We start from the raw sequence: 16,984 nt of genomic DNA on the forward strand, positions 1-16,984 counted from the left end.
ACGGTGTTCCCAGAGCGTAAAATCGGCGTCCCGACCGAACACTTTTCTCTTCACTAGCAGCCTGATTCCCATGTCCGCTGATCCATCGTCGCCCGGCCAATCAAGCTCGACGATCCATCCGACCGGACCGTCCAACAGCGATTCGCCGCAGATCCAGCCGAACGATCCCAAGCCAACCAGCCAGGTTTCGCCTGGCCGGCCCGTTCGAGCGGACGAAACGCTGATCGAAATTGGTGGCCTGAATGCGTTCTATGGCGATTTCCAAGCGATCCATTCGCTAAGCATTAACATTCCACGAAACAAGGTGACCGCGTTCATCGGTCCCAGCGGTTGCGGCAAGAGCACGCTGCTGCGCTGGATCAACCGGATGAACGATACCGTTCCCAGCGCCCACGCATCGGGAACCTTGCGGATGGGGGAACTGGACATCCTGCACAAGTCGACCGATGTGGTCGCGCTGCGACGAAAGATCGGCATCGTTTTCCAGAAGCCCAACCCGTTTCCCAAATCGATCTACGACAACGTCGCATTCGGTCCCCGATTGCACATGAAGTTAAGCAAAGCGGAACTGGACGAATTGGTTCAGTGGTCGCTGGAAAAGGCGGCCGTGTGGGAAGAGGTCAAAGATCGGCTGCACAAACCAGCGTTGGGTCTTTCCGGTGGTCAACAACAACGCCTGTGTATCGCTCGCGCGATCGCGGTCGGTCCCAAGATCCTGTTGATGGACGAACCCTGCAGCGCGCTGGATCCGGCCAGCACGTTGGCGATCGAAGATCTGATGAATGAACTTCGCGATCAATACACGATCGTCATCGTCACGCACAACATGCAGCAAGCTTCTAGATGCAGTGACAAGACAGCGTTTTTCTTCGAAGGAAGACTGATCGAATTCGACGACACCGAACGCATCTTCACTCTGCCAACGCACCGTCAAACGGAAGACTACGTTCGCGGTCGCTTTGGTTAATCGACTGAGCGAAAAAGAAGAGTCCGCCCCCCCCATCCTCCCATCGTGTGCCAGGCCTCCCACAGCCCGCCTCGCTAAAAAAGGGGGCCCAATCCACCTCCCACTCATTTTCGGATGGTTGTCATGACCAAACACCTAGAACGCGAACTCGAACTACTGCGTGTCGAATTGATCGAACAATTCGGGGTGGTCGAACAGATGATCCAGTTGGCGGTCCGGTCGTTGTCGGAACGTCGCACCGATCTTGCCGATCGCGTCATCGCCAGCGATTCGGAAGTGGACCAAACCGACATTCGAATCGAAGAGGAATGCCTGAAACTGCTAGCCCTGCACCATCCGGTCGCGACCGACATGCGATGGCTGATCTGTGTGGTGAAGGTCAACGGCGAACTGGAACGGATGGCGGACCTAGCATGCAACATTGCTGAACGGGCCAAATCGCTGGATCTGTTCCCGCTGTTTCCGGTCCCCGAGGAAATGACCGAAATGGTGACCGTGACCAACGCGATGGTGAAACTATCCTTGGACGCGTTCGTCGAACGAGACGCCGAGAAGGCTGCCGAGGCGATCCGAACGGACCACTTGGTCGACACCATGAACGGAGTGGTGATTGACCAATTGCACGAAATCATGAAGACGGATCCGGACCAGATCGAACCCGGCGTTCACTGTTTCAGCGCGTCACGTCACCTAGAACGGATCGCGGACTTGGCCGAAAGCATTGCCGAGGACGTCATCTATTTGGTCAAAGGCGAAATCGTTCGACACAAACATGACCAGATTTTCAACTCGCCACAGATCGATCGATAGCGACCAGCAGCAAACGAAGCGTCATTCCCCCAATAGCAGAGTCGCACGTAGCAGCGACGCACGTGCCGCGTCCCAAGGGACTAGGCCATGATTTGGTAGGCACTAATCGCCACGATGGCACCGGACATCGCGCCGGCGACCACCACTCGCACGGTGGTCGACTTTGTATCGATCAGGCCGTCGACGACGCCGACGATGGCAGGCCCAAATAGCAACAGGCCGAACAACCATGTCGGATGTTCTTCGTAGCTGTAGAAACGTCCGGCGGCCACCAACCCGGCCGCAGAGGCCAACGTGGCCGGCGCGACCACCCAGGCTGGTATCCTTGCGAAGGCGATTCCTGCGATTGCGATCACCGCCGTCGCCACGATGATCGACATGGCCCATTCGGACAGGCTAGCGTAGGCCGACGCCGCCAGCGCCATCGGACCGCCCAGTGCTGCCAGCGCGATCAGCAGACTCCAACGACTGCCGCCCCGTTGGGACACCCGGTCAACGATCCTGATATTGACCAGGCAACTGGCCAAGATTGCCATCATCCACGTTCGGTGGAAGGGAAAGGTATCGGCCCAAGATTCATCCGCCGGCATTGCCCGCAGCGCCGTGACGCCCGCCAACAATCCGGCCAGAATCCAATACTCTGGTTTCGATCGGACCTGGGGGGCCGTGGCGGCGATGCCCCACACCGTCCAAGCCAACAGCGGCCAGACCGCTTGTCGCCAAGCATCCTCTGGCCACCATTGCCATCCCTGACGCATCGACATCGACACGGTCACCGCAGCCAACCAACCGATCGCAATCACCGCCGCAGCGATCAACGAACGTGGTCGCAGAGGGCTGGTTGCATCGGCAATCCCGTTGGGGGCCGCCGATGTCCGCCCGCTGATCAGGGCCGCGATGACACAAGCCACCAATCCGATCAACGCGGGGACGACGACATTGCCAACGACGATGGACTGTTCAAAGGTCACGGACGATCCGAATGGTCAGAGGAACAAGGCAGCCAAGCTGGGAACTTCGGCGTTATCGCTTGAAGACCAGTTCGACTTCAATCTTGACTTCGTTGTTGACCTTTCCTTGCCCGTAAGTCATGCCCCACTTGGTGCGATCGATTTCGAAGCTGCCGTCAAGTTCGACGAAGTCTTCGGTGATCGTCACATCCACAGGCACTTCGATGGCAACCTTTTTGCCCAACATCTCCATTTCGCCTTTGATCTTTGCTTTTGCCACCTTATCGACAGGCTTCTCTGAGACGATTTCGGACGATGCGAAAGTGATTTTGGGATACTTGCGAACGTCAAAGAAGTCAGCGTTTTTGAGGTGATTGGTCAACTTGTCATCATCCGACCACAAACTGGCGGCTTCGATGACAATCGTGATCGAACTGTTTTGAGGGTTTTCAAAATCGGCAAGCGAGTCGACCGTGAACTTTTTGAAACCGCCTTTGTGCTGACCATCCGACTTGCTGCCCACGAAATGGATCTTCGATTTACCGGGAACCAATTCCAGTTCGGCAGCGGCGACAGGTTGGAACATGCCGACCAATGCCAAAGCACACATCAGGGAGCCGAGAATACGCATCTTCATCTTTGTTTTTTCCGCAAGCAGGTGGAGGGAAGGAAGAAACCACCGCCACAGGGCCAGGCCCGTGACGGTGCGAAACAGGTGTTCAGGAACGGTTGGGGCGTTCACCCATTCGCCATTGGGGCCGACATTGGGGCGATCGCCCCCGCGCGAACGCGGGAACCGTCTGGCGACAATACGGCGAATCAACCGAACGAATCCCGGTGAACTGCTTCGCCGCAGCATTATATCCGCCCCGGCAATCGCCCGGGCACCGCAAGCCAACCGACGCCCTGGCCTGGGGGGGCGAATTGTCCAATTGGCGACATTCGCCGCACCGCGTTCGTATTGACGCACGGACGCCGAAAACGGTATTGAACCGGGATCATGCAGATGGAAGAGTCAATCCCGGTGCGCCGTCCCGAGCGTTGGAGCCAACCAATGGACGCGTCGATTTGCGACGCGGACGTTTCCTGGCTGCGCTCTCGCGAGCCATTCGCCAGTATGAACGCGTCGTCGTTTCCGCGTTCGATGCCGCTCGATGGGATCCTGCGAAACGACACCCGACTGCACCGCTGCGAGCCTGGCGAAATCATTGTTCGCGAAGGCGATTACGGAAACAGCGCGTTCCTGGTCTTGGCTGGCAGCGCTGCGGTGGTCGTGCAGTCACTGTTGCCCGAACAGTTGGGCCGGACACCCGAAGAAAAATTATCGTGGACCGATGCGCTGCGTCGGTTCTTGAGTCGCAGCCGAGTGCCCGAATCCCGACGTCCCGACCAGGTGACCGCTGGCGGTGATGGGATCGATTCGGTCGGCACAGTGCGTCAGGTCGACGATCGCCCGACACTGTTCTTGCAAGACTTTGATGGCGTCCTGCGAAACAGCGGCTCAGTTTCGCTGGGGCCGGGCGAGATGTTCGGCGAGGTCGCGGCAATGTATCGGTCGCCGAGATCCGCCACGGTCATCGCCGAAACAGAAGTCACCCTGCTGGAAATTCGTTGGCAAGGTCTGAAGATCCTTCGCCGCGATCAAGGATTCGCCGATACCCTGGACCGCCACTATCGCCAAAACTGGTTGAAGGTCCACCTCAGCGAACTGCCGCTGCTAAGGCATGTTCCCGAGTCCAACTTGGTACGCATCGCCGACGCCACCCAAATGCACTCATTCGGGCGGATGGAATGGAATGCGGACTACAAAAAAACGCGGCAGTTGCCGGTTCAGGAACAGTTAGAATCCGAACCAATTGTTTCCGCCGAAGGGCGAGTGCCGACGGACTTGATCATCGTCCGCAGCGGGTTCGGACGGATGTCGCAATCGTTCGGCGCATCGGAACGCACGACCGCCTACATGGGCAAAGGCCAGATCTTTGGGCTCGAGGAAATCGCGTTCAACATGTTGCGCCCCGAAACGGTTGCCCCCAAGGCGACTCAGCAATCGCTTCGCGCGATCGGATTCCTGGACGCATTGTTCATTCCCGCGGAAACGTTCGCCGAGGAAATCCTGCCTTACGTGCGGCGCAGCGAACTGCCCGATTCGGTAGCCCAGTGGATGGACGCGCCCAAAACAGCCCAAGAAACCGATCCCAATACCGTTCCCAAGGCGGGCGATCGCCGCGGGGATAGTCGCGGCCGTTCGGATCGCCGCGGGGAACAACGGGCCGCCGACCAAGGCGGTGCGAACCCCCAACCTTCGCCAGACGCATCCGGTCAACAGTTTCAGCAAACCGGATTGCTGGAATTCATCGTCCAAAATCGCGTCAACAATGGTCGCCAAGCAATGGTGATCGATCTGCACCGGTGCACCCGATGCGATGACTGTGTCAAAGCATGTGCGGCGACTCATGACGGCAACCCGCGATTTGTCCGCCAAGGGGTCGCGCACGAACAACTGCAATTCGTCCAAGCGTGTATGCAGTGCAGCGATCCGGTTTGCATGATCGGATGCCCCACCGGTTCGATCGCTCGCGATGAAGAAACCGGAGTGGTCCGGATTCACGAACCCATCTGCATCGGTTGCGGAACCTGTGCATCGTCGTGCCCTTACGAAAACATCCGGATGGCCGAGGTCGCTGACCCCCAAGGCCGTCCCTATACGGACATGCAAACCGGAAAGCCGATTCGCAAAGCGACCAAGTGCGACATGTGTCAGAGCCAGCCGACGGGACCGGCCTGCGTCGCAGCATGTCCGCACGACGCGTTGGTTCGCATTGACCTGACCCAATCCAAGCCGCTGCAACAGTGGCTCGATCGACGGAGTTGACGATGGCTAGTGTGACAACCAAAGACGCGGCTCAGGGGCTCGCTGGCAAATTCCAGCTAACGTTTCGAATGCGACGCAAAGTTTCGCTGATCGTGACCGCGATCGCGCTGGCCGTCGTGTACTGCATCGCACAGATCCAAGCCGGTCGCCTGGCGCACGCATCGTTCTTTACCGGATTCACGGTACTGGCGTCGATCTTGCTGTTGGTGCTGTTGGGCGTTCGGCGGCGATTGCCGATTTTGCCGCTGGGCACGGTTGCCACATGGACCCAGATCCACCTGTACATGGGATTGTTCGCGTTCGGCGTGTACGCGATGCATGTTCCGATGCTGGTCGCCGGTGGGATTTTCGAATCGGGACTATCGATCGTTTTCCTGTTGGTCACCTGCAGCGGTTTTTATGGCATCTACGCCAGCCGAACGTTGCCCAAACGATTGACCGCGGTCGACGGCCAGCACCGGTTCGACCACGTGGGTTGGCACCGCGCCCAAATTGCTAAGTCGGCGCGACAGTTACTCGACAACGTGCACGAACATTCGGGCATGCGAGTGCTAGGCAGCTTCTACACTCACTACTTGAACCCGTTCTTCGAGTCGCGGCCGTCGTTGGCCTATGTGATGATGCCGACCGGACTGCGACGGCGACGATTGCTGGGCGGGCTGAAAGAGTTGGATCGATATTTGGAAGACGAAAGCCGCGGCACCGCAGGCCGACTGGCTGCCCTGGTTCGCCGCCGCGACGATCTGGACTACCAGTACGCGTTGCAACTCCGACTGCGACTGTGGGTGGTCGTGCACAGCGTGTTTTCGATCGCCTTGGTGGCGGCCGCACTGGTGCATGCCGTGATCGCATGGCGACACGCCGGATAGATCCCTCCCCCAATTTGCCGCCCCGATTTACCGACCATGACCGACGTGACCGGGCCCCGAGCCTGGGTTTCATTGGAAAGTTAGATGCGCCGCGAAGAAATACAGTTGCCCGATCCCCCCAACAACGACCGCCCCGGCGATCGTTGGATGTGCGGCCGCACCGACAGCCCCTGTGGCCGCGGCCCCGGTGGGAATGGACGCTGCACCATGGCCGACGGGTGCAAACCCAAACGGACATGGCAAGGACGCCGGCACCAGATTGGAATCGTTGTCATCGCAATCTGCATTGCCGCTTTGGGATTCGTGGCCTGGCAACCGCTGCGGGCGACCGTGGTCAAACCGGGCGAATTGTCGACTCCGCACGCTCAAATCTTGTCGGGAACCATGGACTCGGGCCGCTGCGCCGCTTGTCACCCGCAAGCGTCGTCGTGGACGGATTGGTTTTCGTCCGCCGGCGGTTCCGAATTACAGACATCCTTGGTGTCGGGTTCCCAAACGTCCGCCGGGGGACATGCCGGAGTCACGCAAAGCGATCGATGTTTGGATTGCCACCACGCATCGATGGATCGGTCGACGGCCAAACTAGCCCACAACCTGCCCGCCGCGGTGCGAAGCGAACTGCGGCTCGCATCGCAACAGCGACACAGTTCGTCTTGGAAAAATTGGCTGCCGCCCGAAGCGGTCAACCAAGAAGACATTCAGTGCAGTGCGTGTCACCGCGAACACCGTGGCCCCAACGGCAATCTGACCGCGATGACCAACGATCAATGTCAAACCTGTCACAGCGATCGTTTCGATAGTTTCGCCAGCTCGCACCCCGCATGGACCGATTGGCCGTATGGGCGCGGTGGCCAAATCGCGTTCAACCACGCGACTCATCAAACCAAACACTTTCCCGAAACCATGAAAGATGGTTTGGCTGCTGATTTCGCGTGCAGCCATTGCCACGACAAAAATCATGCCGGCGAACTGAATCGATCGGTCAGTTACGAACGTTCATGCCAAAGCTGTCACGATCAGGGGCTTCGTATCGAAGCGGCTGCTGGCATCGATTGGGTGACGCTGCCCAGTTTGTCCCAGCCAGCCGCGGACGAACTAGCGATGGACCCACAGGGCGCGTGGCCGGAGGGTGCCACCGGTTTTTACGACGGACGCGTGACCCCTTGGATGGCCTTGATGATGCGGGCCGATCCATCGCTGACCGACGCGATGGCCAAGGTTCCCGATCACGATTTTTCAAAACTGGACGGATCACGCCGCGATGCCGTCGCCACGGCTGCGAAGATTGCCGCTGGCCACCGCGAAATCATCCAAGCGATCAGCCGCAACGGCCAACAAGTGATCCTGGATCGATTGGCGGACAGCGGGATCGAAACCGAGACGCTGCGGTCACTGCTGCGCAGCCTGTCACCGCAATTGATCGAAGAAGCGGACCGACGATGGTTTACGTCCTCGCCGAACGATTCCGCATCGGCCGCCCGCACGTCGCCCATCCGGGCGGCAAAGTTTTTGATGAAACCGGACGACGACCTGTTGGATGGCGACCTGTTGGGTGGGGATGACGATCTAGCCGATGACAGTTTGATTGGCGGCAGCGATGTGCTGGACTTAGGGTCGTTCTCTGATGATGAACTTGCTGGTGATCCGTTGGCGGATCCGCTGGGGATGGATCCTCTATCCGCAGCGCCGGCCTCGTCGGGCGATGGACGTCCTTCGCCGCGATTTGACGCCGACCGAATGTTGCCAGCCGGAGGTTGGTATCGAGACGATCTGACGTACGCGATTCGCTACCGAGGCAATTCCCACGAGGACCCTGTTCTTCGCGCGACGATCGAATTGGCGTCTCAGTTGGCCCCCAGCGACCCAGCTCGCCAACAGATCCTGGAAAACCAAGCGGTCGCCGCCTGCGTGCGTTGCCACCCGGGCGCCGTTTCCCAAGACCGCCCGACGACGTGGACGACGCAGCCGCTGGTCGGGCGCCGGGGGGGATTCACCAAGTTCACGCATTCACCCCACCTGAACATCGCTGGTCTGTCCGACTGCCTTCACTGTCACCAGATCGATCCTGACTTTGGACAGGGTCCGATGGGATCGGGCGACGGTCCCCAAGACAGATCAGAGGGTGGCGGCGCAGGACTGAACCTGACGTCCGCCGCGGCGACCACAGTCAACGCTGGTGTGGGGCAAGCGATCCCAGCCCATGATTTTCTGCCGATGCAGATTGGGGACTGCGCCAGCTGCCACCGCCCGGACGCGGCCGGCGACGCATGTGTGAAATGCCACCGATATCACATCGATCCGGGGCTACGCTAGATCCCCCCGACCGCGAGTCTGGCAATCTCGTGTCTGGCAATCTCGTGTCCCGCGATGTTCCGATTCCCGATGATGCCGACTGACTACTGCCGACTGACTACTGACTACTGACTACTGACTACTGACTTTCACTAGGCTTCGCCCTGGACCGTCATGACGATTCGCCGGCTGCTAGCCCGATCACGGTGCTCGCACAGGTAGATGCCCTGCCAAGTCCCCAATTGCAGCCGTCCGTCACCGATTGGAATCGTCACACTGGTGCCCATCATGGATGCTTTGACGTGGGCCGGCATGTCATCCGGGCCTTCCAAGGTGTGGACGTAGTTCAGATTCTCCGGCACCGCGTGGTTCATCGCGGTTTCGAAATCGATCCGGACGTCGGGATCCGCGTTCTCGTTGATCGTCAACGATGCGCTGGTGTGCTGGATAAAGACGTGCAGCAGTCCCACGCGCACCTGATTCAACTCGGGGATCGCGTCGACGACCGAACGTGTGATCAGGTGAAATCCGCGGCGCGCAGCTGGCAAAGCCAGGGTTCGTTGTATCCACATGGATGTTTCTCTTTGCGGGGATGGACCGGGTCTGTTTGCGGGGATGATCCGGGCTTGGGTCCGAAAAGGTAAAGAGTCCACCTCGAACGCGACATACGAGAGATCGAAAAAGATGTTTTCGAAAAAAATTTCTGACGTTATCGGCGCCCTAAACGCCAAACTGAACGCTCCCTACCCAAGACTCCATCGATTCCCCCACCTGGCCTTTGCAAATAGCCCGACTTGACAGGATCCCCCCTTGACGAGATTGCATTCTCGCACTGCGAGGCCCGAAGGTGGATTTACTCCCCCTTGTCAAAAGTCGATCTTTCGAAATTCAAAAGACTCGTGAATCGTCGAGCCGGGTCGGACTTTCCGGCACACCTTCGCTGGGCGGATTTAGTGACGGCATTGCGGCTTTCCGTGGCTCGATGCACACACAAATTTCTTGACTCTTTGACGAAGACGTCAATAATCAAGCCGTGAGTCAACACGACTGCCCACGGACAAGGGCGGAAAAACGAATCAAACGTGCGGCGACGATATCGGTTGGACCTTGTCGAATGCCGCGCTGAATTTGGAAGAGCAGTATATGAGCCAGTGCAAGAACGTTTTCGAAGCGATCCTGCGTTACGGTCACGACGAAGATTTCGTGCCGAACGAAGAAAACGGATTCTCCGCTACCGACGCACCAGCGGGTAGCCCGGACAAGATCGAAGTTCTTCGCCGTCGAGTCGAATTGGGCCAACCACTTTGGCACACCACCGACCGAGTCGATTACAGCGGACTGACCGGCGCCATTCGCCCTCGCGAGTAATCGTCACAGCGAGCAAACGATCGCCGTTTCAACCTCTCCCGCGGTTGAAACTGCAACCATGACCCAGCCCCGCAGTTTCGCTGCGGGTTTTTTATTGGACAGACGCCTCGCCGCGAAATCAAACTCGCCCCCGCACACGACCCCGGCATTCGGTGCCGCTACTCGGTGCTGCTACTCGGTGCCCCTATTGAACGCATCTGCGGCGTAGAACGCGTTCAGCAGTCTGGAGATCGCCAGACCCGCGATCAGACGGTCGGTGACCAGACTTCGATCGAGCGTGCCCCGGGATCCGTCAAGCCGATCTTGGCGGCCATCCGAGACAGCTGGTTCAGGGATTCTCTGCCGACGTCCCCCAGATCGATCGTCCATTGGTTGACGTACAGATCGACGTGCTGCATCAACACATCGTCCGCCATTTCCTGGGCGTACTGACGCATTGTTTGGAGCGCGGATGCGGGATCTGCCATCGCAACCCGCAGCGAATCATGGATCACCGACTGGACCAACCCGATGATGTCGTCGCCGAGCGCGCGGTTGGCGACGATCCCCCCCAGCGGCAAGGGCGAATCGGTGGCCTGTTCCCAGCGGGTGCCCAGGTCCTCGACCAAGTGCAGTCCCTGATCGGCCCATGTGAACCGGCCCTCGTGTATGCAGACCCCGAAATCGGCGGTGCCCTGAACCAATCGCGGCATGATGTCCGAGAACACGCAGTGCTGGGCTGGTACCGCGTCCGGATAGAACAGCGTGAACAACAGCGCGGCGGTGGTGTGTTGCCCGGGACAAAGATTGATGCTGCCGAAGTCGCCGGGCGACCGCTGTGGTGACGCGGCCAGTAACAATGGGCCGACACCGAAGCCCAGGGCCGAACCGCTGGGCAACACGACGGTCGTGTCGGTCATCCGCAGGGCGGCGTGAAAGCTCGTTTTGGCGACGTCAAAATCACCGCGAAATAGCCGATCGTTCAACTGTTGAATGTCGATCAAGTCGATTTCAAAATTCAGCCCCCGCCAATCCACGCGTTGGTCGATCAGAGCCGAGAAAGCGAACGTGTCGTTGGGACAGGTCGAAATGCCCAAACGGATCGTTTGGCGACGGTCACCTGGTTGGGTCTCGGATGTCATGCTCGGAAATCACAGGCGGGGAACGATCAGTTCGAAAGATTCGTGGGGTCAGGCAGAATCAGGTCAACGACCATCGTGGCGGCGGCAGCCAACGCGTCATCGATTTTCCAGTTCGCATGGTTACGATCACCGGCCAGATTGGAAATCCCACGAACAATTCGCAGCGGCACCGCGGCTAGCGTGCAGGCCATCGCCACGGCGAACCCTTCCATATCCTCAGCCGCAGCGCCGGGAAACCGCGATCGTCGATTCTTTGCATCCTGGTCGCACGCCGACCCGTTGGGGACGGTCAACAAACGTCCGGCTGACGATTCGGATCCCTGGCCGCCGCAGTCCAACGCCAACGCATCGCCGATTGTAGGCAGCGATGGTTCGCCGCCGAACTGGGGCCACCCTAGCTTGGATGCGCTGACAAATCCGGGGCCGGCGCCGACACCAATCCCGTCGCACATCACCTCGTCGAATTGCCAACTGGTCCCCACCGGGCAGCGCCCCAAATCCAAGCTGCCGGCAATCCCCACCAACAGCACGCGGTCGGGTCGATGATCGGCAATCAAAGCGGCCGCCCGCGCTGCGGCAGCCACCGGTCCAAAGCCACACAACTGAAAGATGGGTGGCTGGATGGTTGCCAAACGTTGCTGCAAAGCCAGCTCGATGGGGTCCCGCAGCGAGCTCATCTCCATCGACGTCGGGACAAGAATGAGATCAGTCACATGGATTGGGATGGTTAGGAAGATCGAAATAGAGTGTTGCAACAAGACGTTGATGGACCAACGCCGAAGCGCTGGATCCGCCAACTCAAGCGTCCGCCGCCGGCTTGGGCAACGACAGCCGATCAAAAGCCGCGCTGCAGGCCTGGCGTGATGTCCAGGTCCAGGCTGGCAAACTGACCGCGACGAATTTTCTCTAGCGCGATCGCGCCCATCACCGCGTTGTCGGTGCACAGATCCAACGGCGCGATCGTGATTTCGAATTCATGGCGTTTGGCCGCTGCGTCCAGTGACGACCTTAGGTATCCATTCGCTGCGACTCCGCCACCAACCACTAACCGGCGGACGTCGAACTTCGCAACCGCTCGCACAGATTTGGCCACCAACACATCCACGACGGCGGCTTCGAACGAAGCGCACAGATCCGACTTGGCGGCATCGGACAAGACAACCTTCGAAAAATCCTGCTGGCCTGGTCCCACGATCGCGTAACGAACCGCGGTCTTCAGCCCGCTGAAACTGAAATTGAAATGGTCTTCGTGAATCATCGACCGGGGGAACGCGTGAGCCTTTCGATTTCCCTGGGCCGCGAACTTGGACACCGCAGGACCGCCCGGAAACCCCAAGCTTAGCATCGCGGCGACTTTGTCGAAGGCTTCGCCCGCAGCGTCATCGATGGTGCCGCCTAAGTACTGCAGATCCAGCGGGCTAGTCAGGTGATACAAGCTGGTGTGACCGCCGCTGACGACCAGGCCCACGCAGGGATAGATCGGTTCGCTGCAAGCCAACTGGCACGCGTACAGGTGAGCGTGCAGATGGTTGATCGCCACCAGGGGTTTCTGCCAGGCCAGCGCCAACGATTTGGCAGCGACGACGCCCACTAACAACGACCCGGCCAACCCGGGCCGATCGGCGACGGCAATCGCCGCCAAGTCATCGGGGCCGACGCCCGCGGTTTGCATCGCGGTGTCGATGACCGGCAAGATCCGCTCTAGGTGCGCCCGTGCGGCCACTTCCGGCACCACACCGCGGAATTGCTCGTGCAATTTTTCCTGGGTCGCGATGCAGTCACCCAATACACGACCGTCGTCGTCAATCACCGCCGCAGCGGTTTCGTCGCAAGTCGATTCGATCGTCAAGATTGCCATGGTCAGAGCTTAACATCAGCCCCCAAATCATGGCGATACCACGCATCATCGCGGCAATCCATGATCGGGAATCCAATGATTGGTCTAGCCTTTGATCGATTCGTCAGACGATTTGCCGATGGCGTGAATTTCGAACCCGATCTTGGTCAGCTTGTCGCGATCCAGCAGATTGCGTCCGTCGAACACAAATGCGGGGCGTTGCATCGAAGCGTAAACGCGATCGAAGTCCAACGATCGAAATTCGTCCCATTCGGTCAGAACGGCGATCGCATGGGCATCTTCGGCCGCCACGTATCCGTCGTGGACGATCGTGACGTTGTTCTCGATCAACTTCCGATCGATGTCGCTGATCTGTCCCTGAAGGTCCGAACAGGCGACGGCCAAGTCATGACGAATCTGCGTCTCGGGGACGCGCGGATCATAAATGGTCAACCGAGCCCGTTCGCGAATCAGGTCCCGACATACGTACAAGGCAGCCGATTCTCGCGTGTCGTTGGTGTCCTTTTTAAATGCAAACCCCAACACACCGATCTTTTTGTCGCTGACCGTGTTGAACATCGTCCGCACGATGCGTTCGCTGAACCGGCGTTTTTGGTAGTCGTTCATGCTGACCACCTGTTCCCAGTACTGAGCCACTTCGCGGAGTCCAAAGTGTTCGCACAGGTAGACCAGGTTCAGAATGTCTTTTTGGAAACAGCTTCCTCCGAAACCGACCGAAGCCTTCAGAAACTTGGGACCAATTCGCGAATCAGTACCGATCGCGCGAGCCACCTCGTCGACGTCTGCGCCGGTGGCTTCGCATAGAGCCGAGATCGCGTTGATCGACGAGACCCGTTGGGCCAAGAACGCGTTGGCGGTCAGTTTCGACAGCTCGCTGCTCCACAGGTTGGTCGTCAGAATTCGCTCGCGAGGAATCCAGTTGGCGTAGATATCGACCAAGGTTTCGATGGCCTGCTTCGATTCGCCACCGATCAACACGCGGTCGGGATTCAACAGGTCATCGACAGCCGTCCCCTCGGCAAGAAATTCGGGGTTCGACAACACGTCGAAAGTCGCACCGTTGTCGGCGCTGCTAAGGATGCGTTTAACAGCCTCGGCCGTACGCACGGGCAGCGTCGATTTCTCGACCACGATCTTGTGGCCCGTCGAGACGCGAGCAATTTGGCGGGCGCACTTTTCAATGAATTCTAGATTGGCCGCCCGACCGGCACCCACGCCAAACGTCTTGGTCGGTGTGTTGACCGAAATGAAGATCATGTCCGATTCGGCGATCGCTTCGTCGACGCGTGTCGAGAAGGTCAGATTGCGTGGCAACGCCTCCGCCACGACGGCGTCCAGCCCGGGCTCGTAAACCGGCAAGCTGTCCGAATTCCAAGCGTCGATGCGAGCTTGATTGAGGTCCACCACGTGGACCGAGATGTCAGGGCACTGTTTCGCGATCATGGCCATGGTAGGACCACCAACGTAACCAGCACCGATGCAACAGATTTTCATAGAATCAACGAAGCGAGGGAATGAACGGAATCAAGGCCGGGGGGGGCATGCCAGATGATAGCGAATGACGAGCGTTTCGCTGACCGGGGGCGAATCGCGGTCCTGATCAACCGCCCGCCTGGCTTCCCCCCGGACGCCACGAATATCTGCATCCGTGGTCGCGGCGTCGGTCGCATGCGTAACTCAAGTCCTTTTCAGCGAACAAGGGTTTCGGCACCGGGCAAATTTCACATGCTCGATATCCTGACCTAAGTTTTGACGGAAGGAAGCCAACCGCCACGATTTCGCCGCTGGCGAAGGATGCTGGCGAGCGCGCGTTCGGGTTGTGACGAATGAATCGTCTGCAACGTTCGCCGGTGGGATCCGACGATCGCCCAGCAGCGGAAACACGGCAAAACGGTCCGATTGGATCGGATCGCCGCGACCGAAGGCCCGCAGGTCTATCTGGCCGCCGACATCTGCCATTCATCGAAATCCAACGAAGAAAATCTCCGTGAATATCTCATCGCAACATTCCACCCGATCGACGATCTGCCGCGCCGCTGTGTTGGCTGCCGTATCAGTGGTCCCGTTCGTGATGGGGTGCGGCGGCGATTCCGAGACACTCAATCGGATCCAACAAGTCGCCCAGAACGCCTCGGGCGTACGACCATCGCTGTCATCCAGCGATGCGGTGGACCAACAACAGAATCCCCGCTTCACCCGAACCAATTTTGTTGCGCCCTATCCGGATCGCGAGGATGCGTTCGTGTACCCGGGAATGGAGTCCGAATCGGCATCGCCAGATTCAGCGGTCACCTCCGTTGCCGATGTGCAGGTACTGGGTTTCGCCGAAACCGATCAGATCCGCGTCATGCTGCGATCCCGGTCCACCACCCAGCCCATCGCGGTTGGCGGAAAGTTCGAAGGGATCGAAGTCGTGTCGATCACCCCACCGACCGTCGAGCTTAAAATTGGATCGTTGATTTGGAACGCGACCATGTTTGACAAATCTCGCTGATGGATCGGACGAATCGCATCGTCTGGACTGGTGGGCGGATCTCCATTGGCACACGGTGATTCTGTTTGCGGCGATCCCGGCCACCGCGATTCTTATTCATCGGTTTGAGCGTCTTTGTCAAAACGAGGCTGCGAGTGCCGTTTCGTCAACAATCTTTGCTTAGCCAGCAGGTTCAATCTCATTGATTCTGCTATCGTGTGGCACGCCGCGGGGCCCGACGTTGGGGTTTGATCCACGGCAGTTTCTTGTCGCCGATCAGCGAAGTAGGTTTGGATGAGTGAGTCGATTTGTCGTTGGGGATTCTTGGGTACCGCCGCGATCTCTCGCAAAGTCTGGAAAGCGGTTCGAGTCAGTGGCAATGGCCGTGTGGCTGCGGTCGCCAGTCGGTCCGAACCGCGAGCCCAAGCGTACATCGACCAATGTTCCGCCGAAGTTCCACAGATCGAACCGGTGACGGCGGTGGGATCGTACCAGGCACTGCTGGAAAACGATGACATTGATGCCGTCTACATCCCGCTGCCCACAGGCCTGCGGAAAGAATGGGTGATCGCGGCCGCCAAAGCGGGCAAGCATGTGTTGTGCGAAAAGCCAGCCGCCGTGCACAGCGACGATGCCAAAGCGATGATCGACGCTTGCAATGACGCCGGCGTCCAGTTCATGGATGGTGTGATGTTTGATCACAGCGCCCGGATGAACGAGATTCAACGCTTGCTACGTGACGAATCACCGATCGGCCAACTGCGACGAATCCACAGCCACTTTTCCTTCGCTGGCGACGAATCGTTCCAAAAGTCCAACATTCGAACCGATGCGAAACTGGAACCGCATGGATCGCTGGGGGACCTGGGTTGGTACTGCATCCGATTCACGCTTCGTGCACTGAATCTTCAAATGCCGACCCACGTCTCCGGTCAAACACTGACCGGCCTTCGCGGCAGCGAATCGGAATCCGAAGTACCGGGTGAATTTGTCGGCGAGATGCGTTTTGCCGATGGCTTGTCGGCGTCGTTTTACTGTTCGTTCCTGTCGGCCAATCAACAGACGGCAACGATTTCGGGCCAGGATGGTTACCTGACCGTCGACGACTTCGTGCTGCCGCTCTACAGCGGCGAATCCCAGTGGGCGACGCACCATCATGAACTAGCAGTCGACAATTGTCGCTGGAACTTTTCTCGGCACACGCGAGGTGCATCGGTCCCCGAATTCGCATCCGGTGAATCCAATTCACAGGAGGTAAACATGGTGCGCACGATGGCCCAGATTGCGTTATCCGGGAAGACCGACCCGATGTATCCCGAACTGACGATCAAGACTCAGCAGATCCTGGACGCCTGCCGCCGCAGCGATGCCAAGGGCGGACAGTTGGTCGCGGTCTGATCGAGT

The 16,984-nt window shown here is 58.9% G+C and carries 15 protein-coding genes; 8 read left to right on the forward strand and 7 right to left on the reverse strand.

Going from position 1 to position 16,984, the window contains the following annotated elements; all coding sequences use genetic code 11:
* Positions 1–70 precede the first annotated feature (70 nt).
* Together pstB and phoU are read left to right on the forward strand one after the other, a co-directional pair.
* A complete protein-coding gene (pstB, locus tag K227x_RS20615; RefSeq protein WP_145172494.1) occupies positions 71–967 on the forward strand; it encodes a phosphate ABC transporter ATP-binding protein PstB in 897 nt (298 codons plus the stop codon).
* A 123-nt stretch (positions 968–1,090) separates the two neighbouring features.
* Positions 1,091–1,777, forward strand: a complete 687-nt coding sequence (gene phoU / locus K227x_RS20620) for a phosphate signaling complex protein PhoU (RefSeq protein WP_145172496.1) — start codon at positions 1,091–1,093, stop codon at positions 1,775–1,777.
* A gap of 80 nt (positions 1,778–1,857) precedes the next feature.
* Here phoU and K227x_RS20625 read toward each other — a convergent pair whose 3' ends face one another.
* Together K227x_RS20625 and K227x_RS20630 are read right to left on the reverse strand one after the other, a co-directional pair.
* Entirely contained in the window at positions 1,858–2,748 is an 891-nt protein-coding gene (locus K227x_RS20625) for a hypothetical protein (protein ID WP_145172498.1), read from the reverse strand.
* Positions 2,749–2,800: 52 nt separating this feature from the next.
* Positions 2,801–3,364, reverse strand: a complete 564-nt coding sequence (locus K227x_RS20630) for a YceI family protein (RefSeq protein WP_218933409.1) — start codon at positions 3,362–3,364, stop codon at positions 2,801–2,803.
* A gap of 369 nt (positions 3,365–3,733) precedes the next feature.
* Between K227x_RS20630 and K227x_RS20635 the strand changes: the two genes are divergently transcribed.
* From K227x_RS20635 to K227x_RS20645, 3 genes are all read left to right on the forward strand, one after another.
* Complete coding sequence (locus K227x_RS20635; protein WP_246146001.1) at positions 3,734–5,599, forward strand: cyclic nucleotide-binding domain-containing protein; 1,866 nt, start codon at positions 3,734–3,736, stop codon at positions 5,597–5,599.
* Between the two features lie 2 nt (positions 5,600–5,601).
* Positions 5,602–6,468, forward strand: coding sequence for a hypothetical protein (locus K227x_RS20640; protein ID WP_145172505.1), 867 nt, complete (start codon positions 5,602–5,604; stop codon positions 6,466–6,468).
* A gap of 84 nt (positions 6,469–6,552) precedes the next feature.
* Complete coding sequence (locus tag K227x_RS20645; RefSeq protein ID WP_145172506.1) at positions 6,553–8,781, forward strand: cytochrome c3 family protein; 2,229 nt, start codon at positions 6,553–6,555, stop codon at positions 8,779–8,781.
* Between the two features lie 131 nt (positions 8,782–8,912).
* On the opposite strand, the gene K227x_RS20650 is transcribed toward K227x_RS20645, so the two are convergent.
* On the reverse strand, positions 8,913–9,332 hold the full coding sequence (locus K227x_RS20650; protein ID WP_145172508.1) for a secondary thiamine-phosphate synthase enzyme YjbQ: 420 nt from the start codon (positions 9,330–9,332) through the stop codon (positions 8,913–8,915).
* 571 nt (positions 9,333–9,903) lie between these two features.
* Between K227x_RS20650 and K227x_RS20655 the strand changes: the two genes are divergently transcribed.
* Complete coding sequence (locus K227x_RS20655; RefSeq protein WP_145172510.1) at positions 9,904–10,128, forward strand: hypothetical protein; 225 nt, start codon at positions 9,904–9,906, stop codon at positions 10,126–10,128.
* Between the two features lie 245 nt (positions 10,129–10,373).
* Here K227x_RS20655 and K227x_RS20660 read toward each other — a convergent pair whose 3' ends face one another.
* The 4 genes from K227x_RS20660 to K227x_RS20675 all read right to left on the reverse strand — a co-directional run bounded on the left by K227x_RS20660 (position 10,374) and on the right by K227x_RS20675 (position 14,601).
* A complete protein-coding gene (locus K227x_RS20660) occupies positions 10,374–11,249 on the reverse strand; it encodes a menaquinone biosynthesis family protein (RefSeq protein ID WP_145172512.1) in 876 nt (291 codons plus the stop codon).
* Between the two features lie 26 nt (positions 11,250–11,275).
* Complete coding sequence (mqnB, locus tag K227x_RS20665; RefSeq protein ID WP_145172514.1) at positions 11,276–11,962, reverse strand: futalosine hydrolase; 687 nt, start codon at positions 11,960–11,962, stop codon at positions 11,276–11,278.
* A gap of 122 nt (positions 11,963–12,084) precedes the next feature.
* Complete coding sequence (gene tsaD, locus K227x_RS20670) at positions 12,085–13,107, reverse strand: tRNA (adenosine(37)-N6)-threonylcarbamoyltransferase complex transferase subunit TsaD (RefSeq protein ID WP_145172516.1); 1,023 nt, start codon at positions 13,105–13,107, stop codon at positions 12,085–12,087.
* Positions 13,108–13,191: 84 nt separating this feature from the next.
* Positions 13,192–14,601 (reverse strand): UDP-glucose 6-dehydrogenase, encoded by a 1,410-nt coding sequence (locus K227x_RS20675; protein WP_145172518.1) that lies wholly within the window; start codon positions 14,599–14,601, stop codon positions 13,192–13,194.
* Positions 14,602–15,094: 493 nt separating this feature from the next.
* Between K227x_RS20675 and K227x_RS20680 the strand changes: the two genes are divergently transcribed.
* A complete protein-coding gene (locus K227x_RS20680; protein WP_145172520.1) occupies positions 15,095–15,601 on the forward strand; it encodes a hypothetical protein in 507 nt (168 codons plus the stop codon).
* 273 nt (positions 15,602–15,874) lie between these two features.
* A complete protein-coding gene (locus tag K227x_RS20685) occupies positions 15,875–16,978 on the forward strand; it encodes a Gfo/Idh/MocA family protein (RefSeq protein ID WP_145172522.1) in 1,104 nt (367 codons plus the stop codon).
* Positions 16,979–16,984 lie beyond the last annotated feature (6 nt).

This window comes from Rubripirellula lacrimiformis (assembly GCF_007741535.1).
Classification (GTDB): domain Bacteria; phylum Planctomycetota; class Planctomycetia; order Pirellulales; family Pirellulaceae; genus Rubripirellula; species Rubripirellula lacrimiformis.

Bases quoted from the DNA above. Each gene is read 5' to 3' on its own strand.
- K227x_RS20650 (WP_145172508.1), bottom strand. From the start codon at position 9,332: ATGTGGATACAACGAACCCTGGCTTTGCCAGCTGCGCGCCGCGGATTT.
- K227x_RS20660 (WP_145172512.1), bottom strand. From the start codon at position 11,249: ATGACATCCGAGACCCAACCAGGTGACCGTCGCCAAACGATCCGTTTG.
- pstB (WP_145172494.1), top strand. From the start codon at position 71: ATGTCCGCTGATCCATCGTCGCCCGGCCAATCAAGCTCGACGATCCAT.
- K227x_RS20675 (WP_145172518.1), bottom strand. From the start codon at position 14,601: ATGAAAATCTGTTGCATCGGTGCTGGTTACGTTGGTGGTCCTACCATG.
- K227x_RS20685 (WP_145172522.1), top strand. From the start codon at position 15,875: ATGAGTGAGTCGATTTGTCGTTGGGGATTCTTGGGTACCGCCGCGATC.
- K227x_RS20640 (WP_145172505.1), top strand. From the start codon at position 5,602: ATGGCTAGTGTGACAACCAAAGACGCGGCTCAGGGGCTCGCTGGCAAA.
- K227x_RS20655 (WP_145172510.1), top strand. From the start codon at position 9,904: ATGAGCCAGTGCAAGAACGTTTTCGAAGCGATCCTGCGTTACGGTCAC.
- K227x_RS20645 (WP_145172506.1), top strand. From the start codon at position 6,553: ATGCGCCGCGAAGAAATACAGTTGCCCGATCCCCCCAACAACGACCGC.
- K227x_RS20630 (WP_218933409.1), bottom strand. From the start codon at position 3,364: ATGAAGATGCGTATTCTCGGCTCCCTGATGTGTGCTTTGGCATTGGTC.
- tsaD (WP_145172516.1), bottom strand. From the start codon at position 13,107: ATGGCAATCTTGACGATCGAATCGACTTGCGACGAAACCGCTGCGGCG.
- K227x_RS20635 (WP_246146001.1), top strand. From the start codon at position 3,734: ATGGAAGAGTCAATCCCGGTGCGCCGTCCCGAGCGTTGGAGCCAACCA.
- phoU (WP_145172496.1), top strand. From the start codon at position 1,091: ATGACCAAACACCTAGAACGCGAACTCGAACTACTGCGTGTCGAATTG.